The organism is Streptomyces triticisoli (assembly GCF_003270085.1).
GTDB lineage: Bacteria > Actinomycetota > Actinomycetes > Streptomycetales > Streptomycetaceae > Streptomyces > Streptomyces triticisoli.
This window is the reverse complement of sequence record NZ_QFDQ01000238.1, coordinates 1-10,264: the sequence shown is the minus strand read 5'-3', so window position 1 is coordinate 10,264 and position 10,264 is coordinate 1. Positions and strand designations below refer to the sequence as shown.

At 70.6% G+C, this 10,264-nt stretch carries 7 protein-coding genes; all 7 read left to right on the top strand.

Annotated features, from left to right (window positions below):
• Positions 1-869 precede the first annotated feature (869 nt).
• Positions 870-2,069 carry an ROK family transcriptional regulator gene (locus DEP02_RS28445; protein WP_112470544.1) on the top strand — a complete coding sequence of 400 codons (1,200 nt, stop codon included), beginning with the start codon at positions 870-872 and terminating at the stop codon, positions 2,067-2,069.
• 134 nt (positions 2,070-2,203) lie between these two features.
• Positions 2,204-3,304, top strand: coding sequence for a substrate-binding domain-containing protein (locus DEP02_RS28440; protein WP_198668633.1), 1,101 nt, complete (start codon positions 2,204-2,206; stop codon positions 3,302-3,304).
• A 179-nt stretch (positions 3,305-3,483) separates the two neighbouring features.
• Positions 3,484-4,275, top strand: a complete 792-nt coding sequence (locus tag DEP02_RS28435; RefSeq protein WP_112470542.1) for an ATP-binding cassette domain-containing protein — start codon at positions 3,484-3,486, stop codon at positions 4,273-4,275.
• Positions 4,272-5,561 (top strand): sugar ABC transporter permease, encoded by a 1,290-nt coding sequence (locus tag DEP02_RS28430; RefSeq protein ID WP_112470541.1) that lies wholly within the window; start codon positions 4,272-4,274, stop codon positions 5,559-5,561. The genes DEP02_RS28435 and DEP02_RS28430 overlap by 4 nt, the downstream gene beginning before the upstream one ends.
• A 194-nt stretch (positions 5,562-5,755) precedes the next feature.
• Positions 5,756-7,720, top strand: coding sequence for a 1-deoxy-D-xylulose-5-phosphate synthase (dxs, locus tag DEP02_RS28425; protein WP_112470540.1), 1,965 nt, complete (start codon positions 5,756-5,758; stop codon positions 7,718-7,720).
• Between the two features lie 158 nt (positions 7,721-7,878).
• Positions 7,879-9,348, top strand: a complete 1,470-nt coding sequence (locus DEP02_RS28420; RefSeq protein ID WP_112470539.1) for an amino acid permease — start codon at positions 7,879-7,881, stop codon at positions 9,346-9,348.
• A 116-nt stretch (positions 9,349-9,464) separates the two neighbouring features.
• Positions 9,465-10,193 (top strand): sulfite exporter TauE/SafE family protein, encoded by a 729-nt coding sequence (locus tag DEP02_RS28415; protein ID WP_157977566.1) that lies wholly within the window; start codon positions 9,465-9,467, stop codon positions 10,191-10,193.
• Positions 10,194-10,264: the final 71 nt, after the last annotated feature.

The following is a 10,264-nucleotide window of genomic DNA, read 5'->3' as shown; positions in this document are numbered from 1 at the left end:
GGGCCTCGGGCCACTCGCCCCGGGCTGCGCCCCCCGGGCCCACCGGCCCTCGGCCCTCGGCCCCCCCACCCGTGCACCAGACGCCGCATACGCCCCGGTCCGAGGTCCACGTACCGCAGACCGCGTGCCCCTGCCGCGGGCCGTGGGCCGTGGACCTCGGGCCCAGGCCCCCGCGCTCACGGACCAGGCACCACGAGCTCACACGCCTGTGCACCACGGCGCTCAGGGCCCCGGCCACGGCCCTGAGCGCAATACCCAAACACCAAGGGCTCCCGACCCCGGTCCCGGCCTCGGTCCCGGCCGCGACTCCGGGCCTGGTCTCGGCCTCGCCCCCGTACGCCCCGGGCCCGGGGCGTACGGGGGCGCGCACCCGGACGGGGGGCTTGTGGGAGCGGGGGAGGGCTTGGCCGCGGGGCACGGCCCCGGGGTTGCGCGCCGTGCCCTCACGGGTCACGGGTCCGCGCGCCCTCGTGTCGCCCTCCAGGGCTCCCAGGCCCGCGGGGGCGGCTCGGCGTCGGCTGCCGCAGATCCCCGTGCACGGCCTCGGTGCCGCCTCCGTCCCAGGTCGCGGCGTCGTCGCCCCGCGGGCGCGGGCGAGGTCGGACGCCCGGACGTCCTGTGCGGCGGGCACCATTCCGGGATGTTCCGGGCTTGGACGCGCGTGCCCACCCGGCACACGTACGACTGGCTGTCCCCGCCCCGGCGGCAGCCGTACCACGCGGCATTACCACGCCTTCGTCGGCATGTCCAAGGGGCCGTATAACGGTTCAACCTCTTGACGGGAGGCAACCCGAACAGCTCAGCTTAGAGTTCACTAGTTGGACATAGTCGGGGCCTCATCGGAGCGGCCCCGCGCTCAGGAGGTCGTCGTGGAGACTCCAGGGTCGCAGTCATCGCTGCACCGAGCCAACCTGGAGCGGGTCGTACGTGCCGTGCGGCTGGCGGGCTCGCTCACGCAGGCGGAAATCGCGAGGACCACGGGTCTGTCCGCGGCGACCGTCTCCAACATCGTGCGCGAGCTCAAGGACGGGGGGACGGTCCAGGTCACACCCACGTCCGCGGGCGGCCGCCGGGCCCGCAGCGTGTCCCTGAGCGGGGACGCCGGCATCGTGATCGGCATCGACTTCGGGCACACGCACCTGCGGGTCGCGATCGGCAACCTCGCCCACCAGGTGCTCGCCGAGGAGTCCGAGCCGCTGGACGTGGACGCATCCTCGACCCAGGGCTTCGACCGGGCGGAAGGGCTGGTCAACCGCCTGATCGAGGCAACGGGCATCGACCGTACCAAGATCGCCGGCATGGGCGTCGGCGTACCCGGCCCGATCGACGTCGAGTCCGGCACCCTGGGCTCCACGGCGATCCTGCCGGGCTGGACGGGCGTCAAGCCCGCCGAGGAGCTGCGGGGGCGCCTCGGCGTGCCGGTGCACGTGGACAACGACGCCAACCTCGGGGCCCTGGGCGAGCTGGTCTGGGGCAGCGGCCGGGGCGTGAGCGACCTGGCGTACATCAAGATCGCCAGCGGTGTGGGCGCCGGCCTGGTGATCGACGGCAAGATCTACCGCGGCCCGGGCGGCACCGCGGGTGAGATCGGTCACATCACGCTCGACGAGTCCGGCCCGGTCTGCCGCTGCGGGAACCGGGGCTGCCTGGAGACCTTCGCCGCCGCCCGGTACGTGCTCCCGCTGCTCCAGCCCAGCCACGGCACCGACCTGACCCTGGAGGGCGTCGTACGGCTGGCGCGGGACGGGGACCCGGGCTGCCGGCGGGTGATCACCGACGTCGGCCGGCACGTCGGCACTGGGGTCGCCACCCTCTGCAACCTGCTCAATCCCAGCCGGGTCGTCCTCGGCGGCGACCTCGCGGAGGCCGGTGAGCTGGTCCTGGCACCGATCAGGGAGTCCGTCGCCCGCTACGCCATCCCCAGTGCCGCCCGCCGTCTCTCCGTGCTTCCAGGGACCCTCGGGAGCCGTGCGGAGGTCCTCGGGGCGCTCGCCCTGGCGCTCAGCGAAATGGGCGATTCGACCCTGTTGGACGGGACCCTGCACCTGGCGACGCCTGTCTTCACTTAGAGAACGCATGGCACCGTTGCCATCTCGTTAAGTATTTACTTCTTGACGTCGCACGCGCGGCCGAGTTGACTTCCAGCCACCTCGGCCGCAACGACGCGGCCTCGTCAGGGAGGGTTTAAGAAGTGAACACGCGTATGCGTCGCGCGGCTGTCGTCGTTGCCGCTGGTGCCATGGCCGTCTCGCTCGCTGCCTGTGGCAGCGCCAAGGAGTCCGACGGTGGCTCCTCGAAGTCGTCCGGCAGCGAGAAGAAGGGCGACGACATCAAGGTCGGCCTGCTCCTGCCGGAGAACCAGACCGCCCGTTACGAGAAGTTCGACCGCCCGCTGATCGAGAAGAAGGTCGCGGAGCTGACGAACAACAAGGGCAAGGTCGTCTACGCCAACGCCAAGCAGGACGCCAGCCTGCAGAGCCAGCAGGTCGACACGATGATCACCAACAAGGTGGACGTGCTGATCCTGGACGCGGTGGACGCCGCGGCCATCAAGAGCTCGGTGCAGAAGGCCAAGGACGCCGGCATCCCGGTCGTCGCCTACGACCGGCTGGCGCAGGGCCCGATCGACGCCTACACCTCGTTCGACAACGTGACCGTCGGCAAGACCCAGGGCGAGGCGCTGCTGGAGGCGCTGGGCGACAAGGCCAAGTCCGGCAAGATCGTCATGATGAACGGCTCCTCCACCGACCCGAACGCCGCGCAGTTCAAGCAGGGCGCCCACGAGGTGCTGGACGGCAAGGTGGACATCGGCAAGGAGTACGACACCAAGGAGTGGAAGCCGGAGAACGCCAACTCCAACATGGAGGGCGCCATCTCCGCCCTCGGCAAGAAGAACATCGTCGGCGTCTACTCCGCCAACGACGGCATGGCCGGCGGCATCATCACCGCCCTCAAGGCCGCCGGCATCAAGGTCCCGGTGACCGGCCAGGACGCCGAGCTCGCGGGTGTGCAGCGCATCGTCGCCGGTGAGCAGTACATGAGCGTCTACAAGCCGTACGCCCCCGAGGCCGACGCCGCCGCCGAGATGGCCGTCGCGCTCGCCCAGGGCAAGTCGCTGGACTCGATCGCCAAGGACAAGGTCGACAGCCCCACCACCAAGGGCGTCCCCTCGATCCTGGTCGAGGTGACCTCGCTGACCCAGGACAACATCCAGGACACCGTCGTCAAGGACGGCGTCTACACCGTCGATGAGATCTGCACGGCCCAGTACAAGAAGGCCTGCGACAAGATCGGTCTGAAGTAAGCGACGCAAGCGCCTTTCCCGCCGGGGGAGTTCGCTCCTGAGCTCCCTCGGCGGGGCGCGCTTCCAAAGCTCCGTCCGGCGCCCCGCGTATCCAAAGCCCCGCAAGCTCGTGCGGGGCGCCGGACGGAACACCCCCCAATCTTCTGCACAACCTTCCGCCGGGTCAGGCGGCGAAGGAGATGGTTCACGTGTCCGCTACGCCCGTGTTGGCGTTGCGCGGGGTCTCCAAGCGGTTCGGTGCCGTTCAGGCGCTCACCGACGTAGAGCTTGAGGTCCACGCCGGTGAGGTGGTCGCCCTGGTGGGCGACAACGGCGCCGGAAAGTCCACGCTGGTCAAGACGATCGCCGGCGTGCACCCCATCGATGAGGGCGTCATCGAGTGGGAAGGCAAGGCCGTCCAGGTCAACAAGCCGAACGACGCCCAGAACCTGGGCATCGCGACGGTGTACCAGGACCTCGCGCTGTGCGACAACATCGACGTCGTCGGCAACCTCTTCCTGGGCCGGGAGATCCGCAGGCGCGGTGTCCTGGACGAGGTGGAGATGGAGCGCCGCTCCCGCGAGCTGCTGGACACGCTGTCCATCCGCATCCCCAGCGTCCGCATCCCGATCGCCTCGCTCTCCGGCGGTCAGCGCCAGGTCGTGGCCATCGCCCGCTCCATGCTCGGCGAGCCCAAGCTGGTCATCCTCGACGAGCCCACCGCCGCCCTCGGCGTCGAGCAGACCGCGCAGGTCCTCGACCTGGTCGAGCGGCTGCGCGAGCGCGGTCACGCCGTGATCCTCATCAGCCACAACATGGCCGACGTCAAGGCCGTCGCCGACAAGGTGGCCGTCCTGCGTCTGGGACGCAACAACGGCGTCTTCGAGGTCAGGTCGACCTCGCAGGAAGAGATCATCTCCGCCATCACCGGCGCCACGGACAACGCCGTGACCCGTCGTGCGGCGCGCACCAATGGGGAGATAAAGAAGTGAGCATCGACAAGACCTCCACGCCCCCCGAGGGCCAGACCGTGGAGAACCCCGAGGCGGCCGCCGGCGCGGCGACCGCGGTGGACCCCCGGCTGCTGGTGCGCGAGCAGGGCTTCGCGGGCTACATCACCGAGTTCAAGCGCAAGATAAAGGCCGGTGACCTGGGTTCCCTCCCGGTCGTCATCGGTCTGGTGATCATCTGGATCATCTTCCAGAGTCTGAACTCCAACTTCCTCACCGCGGGCAACCTCTCCGACATCTCCGTCGCCATGGTCGGCACGGGCATGATCGCCATCGGCATCGTGTTCGTCCTGCTGCTCGGCGAGATCGACCTGTCGGTCGGCTCGGTCTCCGGTGTCGCGGGCGCCACCTTCGCGGTGCTGAACATCACGAACGGGATGAACGAGGTGCTGGCCCTGGTGCTGGCCGTCCTCACCGGCACGGCGGCCGGCGCCATCCACGGCTTCGTCTTCGCCCGCATCGGCGTGCCCGCCTTCGCCGTGACGCTGGCCGGCCTGCTGTTCTGGCAGGGCTTCATGCTCCAGATCCTCGGCGACAACGGCACCATCAACCTCAACGACGGCATCGTCACCAAGCTCACCAGCTACTACTTCAGTGACGTCGCCGCCGCCTACGGCCTCGCCGTCGTGGCCGTCGCCGCGTACTTCCTGACCGGCTTCCTGGGCAACCGCCGCCGGGAAGCCGCCGGGATCCCCTCCCGCCCGCTCAGCGACCTCGTGCTGCGTACCGTGCTGCTGGCCGTCGTCTCCTTCGCCGTGGCGATCGTCTACAACCAGTACAAGGGCCTGCCCCTCGCCGTGGTGCTCTTCCTCGCGGTGCTGGTGCTCACCGACTTCGTGCTGCGCCGCACGGCGTACGGGCGCAAGGTGTTCGCGCTCGGCGGCAGCGTCGAGGCCTCCCGGCGTGCCGGCATCAACGTGGAACTGGTCCGGATCTCGGTCTTCGCGATCGCCGGCACCTTCGCGGCGATCGGCGGCCTCTTCGTCGCCTCGAAGATCGCCGCCGCCAACCAGGGCGCGGGTACCGGTGAGTTCCTGATGAACGTCATCGCCGCGGCCGTGATCGGCGGTACGTCCCTGTTCGGCGGCCGTGGCCGCACCTGGAACGCGCTCCTCGGTGTGCTGGTGATCGTCTCGATCCAGTACGGCCTCGCCCTGGAGGGCATCGCCGCCCCGGTCCAGTACATGATCACCGGTGGCGTCCTGCTGGCGACCGTCATCATCGACGCGGTCACCCGCAAGACCCAGAAGACGGCGGGCCGCGCGTAGCGAAGCGGCTCACCCAAGGCCGTGCCCGGCACCCGCGGAGGTGCCGGGCACAGCCGTGTCATGACACGGCCTGTCCGGGGTACGGCCGTTCGCGTGACGCACGACCCCCCGCCCGGGCACCGGCCGCCCGGACGGAACATTAGACTCGACCCGCCCGGCAACAGCTCGATCAGCTCTACTGCAAGGAGGCACGGGTGCCGCTGCTGACCCGCATCAGGGGACCGCGCGATCTGGACCGGCTCAGCTTGGAGGAGCTGGACCGGCTGGCGGAGGAGATCCGGACCTTCCTCGTCACCGAGGTCTCCAGGACCGGCGGCCACCTCGGCCCCAACCTCGGTGTGGTGGAGCTGACCATCGCCCTGCACCGCGTCTTCGACTCACCTCGGGACAAGGTGCTGTGGGACACCGGCCACCAGTCCTACGTGCACAAACTGCTCACCGGCCGCCAGGACTTCTCCAAGCTGAAGATGAAGGGCGGCCTGTCCGGCTACCCCTCGCAGGCCGAGTCCGAGCACGACGTCATCGAGAACAGCCACGCCTCCACCGTGCTGGGCTGGGCCGACGGCATCGCCAAGGCCAACCAGCTGCTGGAGCGGGACAGCCACGTCGTCGCGGTCATCGGCGACGGCGCGCTGACCGGCGGCATGGCCTGGGAGGCGCTGAACAACATCGCCGACGCCAAGGACCGCCCCCTCGTCATCGTCGTCAACGACAACGAGCGCTCCTACGCCCCGACCATCGGCGGCCTGGCCAACCACCTCGCCACCCTGCGCACCACCGACGGCTACGAGCGCTTCCTGGCCCGCACCCGCGAGGTCCTGGAACGCACCCCGGTCGTCGGCAGGCCGCTGTACGACACGCTGCACGGCGCCAAGAAGGGCCTGAAGGACTTCATCGCCCCGCAGGGCATGTTCGAGGACCTGGGCCTGAAGTACGTCGGCCCCATCGACGGCCACGACATCGAGGCGCTGGAGTCGGCGCTGTCCCGCGCCAAGCGGTTCGGCGGCCCGGTCATCGTGCACTGCCTCACCGAGAAGGGCCGCGGCTACCAGCCCGCCCTGCAGGACGAGGCCGACCGCTTCCACGCCGTCGGCAAGATCCACCCCGACACGGGCCTGCCGATCGCCACCTCCGGCGCCGACTGGACCAGTGTCTTCGGCGACGAGATGGTCCGGCTCGGCAAGGAGCGCAAGGACATCGTCGCCATCACCGCGGCCATGCTCCAGCCGGTCGGCCTGGACAAGTTCGCCAAGGCCTTCCCCGACCGGGTCTACGACGTCGGCATCGCCGAGCAGCACGGCGCCGTCTCCGCGGCCGGCCTCGCCCACGCCGGCGTGCACCCCGTCTTCGCCGTCTACGCCACCTTCCTCAACCGCGCCTTCGACCAGGTGCTGATGGACGTGGCCCTGCACAAGTGCGGCGTCACCTTCGTCCTGGACCGGGCCGGCATCACCGGCACCGACGGCGCCTCCCACAACGGCATGTGGGACATGTCGATCCTCCAGGTCGTCCCCGGCCTGCGCCTGGCCGCCCCGCGCGACGCCGACCAGGTCCGCGCCCAGCTGCGCGAGGCCGTCGAGGTCGACGACGCCCCGACCGTGGTCCGCTTCTCCAAGGGCGCCGTCGGCCCCGCCGTACCCGCCGTGGGCCGCGTCGGCGGCATGGACGTACTGCGCGAGCCCGGCACCGACACCCCGGACGTCCTGCTGGTCTCCGTCGGCGCCCTCGCCCCGATGTGCCTGGAGGTGGCCTCGCTCCTCGACAAGCAGGGCATCTCCACCACCGTCGTCGACCCGCGCTGGGTCAAGCCGGTCGACGAGGCCATGGCCCCGCTCGCCGAGCGGCACCGCGTGGTCGTCACCGTCGAGGACAACTCCCGCGTCGGCGGAGTCGGCTCGGCCATCGCCCAGACCCTGCGGGACGCCGGCGTCGACGTACCGCTGCGCGACTTCGGCATTCCGCCGCGCTTCCTCGACCACGCCTCCCGCGCCGAGGTGCTCGCGGAGATCGGCCTGACCGCGCCGGACATCGCCCGCCAGGTCACGGGGCTGGTCTCCAGGCTGGACGGCCTCCCCCACTCCCGGCTCCGCTCGAACGGGGAGACCCCCGCCGAGCGCCCCGCCGCCGAGGCCGACTCGGTGCAGTCCGCGCGCGACTAGAACCATCCGGCTCGGCGCCCCCGGACCGATCGGGCCGGTTCCGCCACCTCCCACAGGTGGCGGAACCGGCCCGGCTGCGTGAACCTGCCAGTGCAGGGGCATACGCGTCCCCAGCCCCCTCGGCCATGTCGAGGATGCCCAGCAGGGGAGGTAGGCCCGTGAGTACCACGCTCCTCAGGACGAAGAACGTGGAGCAGTCGATCCAGGACACCGAGGAACCGGAACACGCGCTGCGGAAGTCCCTGTCCGCCCTCGACCTGACCGTCTTCGGCATCGGTGTCATCATCGGCACCGGAATCTTCGTCCTCACCGGCGCGGCCGCGAAGGACCACGCCGGCCCCGCCGTGTCCCTGTCCTTCGTCGTGGCCGGGGTGGTCTGCGCGCTCGCCGCGCTCTGCTACGCGGAGTTCGCCTCCACGGTCCCGGTGGCCGGGTCCGCCTACACCTTCTCCTACGCCTCCCTGGGCGAGCTGCCCGCCTGGATCATCGGCTGGGACCTGGTGCTGGAACTCGCGCTCGGCACGGCGGTGGTCTCCGTCGGCTGGTCCGGCTACATCCACTCGCTGCTCGACAACGCGGGCTGGCACCTGCCCGCCTACCTCGCAGGCAGGGACGCCGCGACCGGCTTCGGCTTCGACATCCTCGCCGCCCTCCTCGTACTGGTCCTCACCGCCATCCTCGTCCTCGGCATGAAACTCTCCGCGCGGGTCACCTCGGTCGTCGTCGCCATCAAGGTGGCCGTCGTGCTCGTCGTGATCATCGCGGGCGCGTTCTTCGTCAAGGGCAGCAACTACGAGCCGTTCATCCCGAAGGCCCAGCCGGTCACGGCGGGCGGCACGCTCAAGGCGCCCCTCATCGAGCTGATGGCCGGCTGGGCGCCGTCCAACTTCGGCGTGATGGGCATCTTCACCGCCGCCTCCGTCGTCTTCTTCGCCTTCATCGGCTTCGACGTCGTGGCCACCGCCGCCGAGGAGACCCGCAACCCGCAGCGCGACGTGCCGCGCGGCATCCTCGGCTCGCTGATCATCTGCACCGCGCTGTACGTCGGCGTGTCGATCGTCGTCACCGGCATGCAGAAGTACAGCAGGCTGTCCGTGGACGCGCCGCTCGCCGACGCGTTCAAGTCCACCGGGCACCCGTGGTACGCGGGACTGATCAGCTTCGGCGCGGCGATCGGCCTGACCACGGTGTGCATGATCCTGCTGCTCGGCCAGGCCCGGGTGTTCTTCGCGATGAGCCGGGACGGGCTGCTGCCCCGGTTCTTCTCGCACACCCACCCGCGCTTCCGCACCCCGTACCGGCCGACCATCCTGCTCGGGGTGGTCATCGCGATCGTCGCGGGCTTCACCAGTCTGAGGGTCCTGGCCGAGCTGGTGAACATCGGCACGCTGTTCGCCTTCGTCATCGTCGCGATCAGCGTGATCATCCTCCGCAGGACCCGCCCCCTGCCCACCGAGACGTGGGTCCGCTTCGGCATCTGGATGGCGATCGGCCTGGCGGTCTACTTCCTCTACGGCCGCACCCACAGCAGGCTCGCCCCGGGCAAGGCCCAGGCCCAGCTCCGGGGGCGGCAGGGCCAGGAGCAGGAGCAGGGGCGGGGCCAGGACCAGGGGCAGGGGCAGGGCTAGGACCTGTGGTCGGGGGACACCCCCCGGGGGGTCGGCGTTCGCCCGCCCGTTAGTGTGCGCGGGAGGTACGGGGGCGGGCGGGCCACCCCGGCGGTAGTGGGCCGAAGAGGATGTACGTGACGACGACCCTGATCACCCAGGTGGCGCTGATCATCGCACTGGCGTCGTTCGCGCAGGCGCTGAGCGGCTTCGGGTTCGCGCTGGTGGCCGTGCCACTGCTGGCCCTGCTGACCGGCCCCCAGAACGCCGTCGTCGTGGTCACCTCGCTGGGCCTGGTGCTCTCGCTGACGGTCTGCGTCCACCAGCGGCACCACGTCAATGTGCGCACCGCGAGCCTGGTGAGCGGCGCGGGACTCCTGGGCATGCCACTCGGACTGCTCGCGGTGACGGTGCTGAGCGCGGGTTCGCTGTCCGTCCTCATCGCCTGCGCGGTGCTGGTGTTCGCCGTCCTGATCGGCCGTGGCATGACCTTCCGGCGCGGGACGGGCCCCACGGTCGCCTCGGGTGTCGCCAGCGGGGCACTGCTGACCTCGACCGGGATGAACGGGCCGCCACTGGTCGCCGCCTTCCAGGCCATGGGACTGGCGCCCCGCGAGTTCCGGGCGACGCTCCAGGCCACGTTCTGCGTCCAGAACGTCCTGGCCCTCGCGGGATTCCTCGCCGTCGGCCGGCTGACTGCGGACACGCTGCTGCTGGCCGGCGCGGGGCTCCCCGGCCTGCTGGTGGGCTGGTGGTCCGGGGACCGCGTCTTCGCCCGTACGGACGCGGCGCGCTTCAAGAAGATCGTCCTGGGGGTGCTGGTCACCAGCGCCTGCGTGTCGCTGTACCAGGCCGCACTGACCTGACGCACGAGCCCGGCTCCGAGCCCGGCCCACCGCGCCCGCCCTGGCGCCCGGCCCGGCCCGGCCCGCGCCGG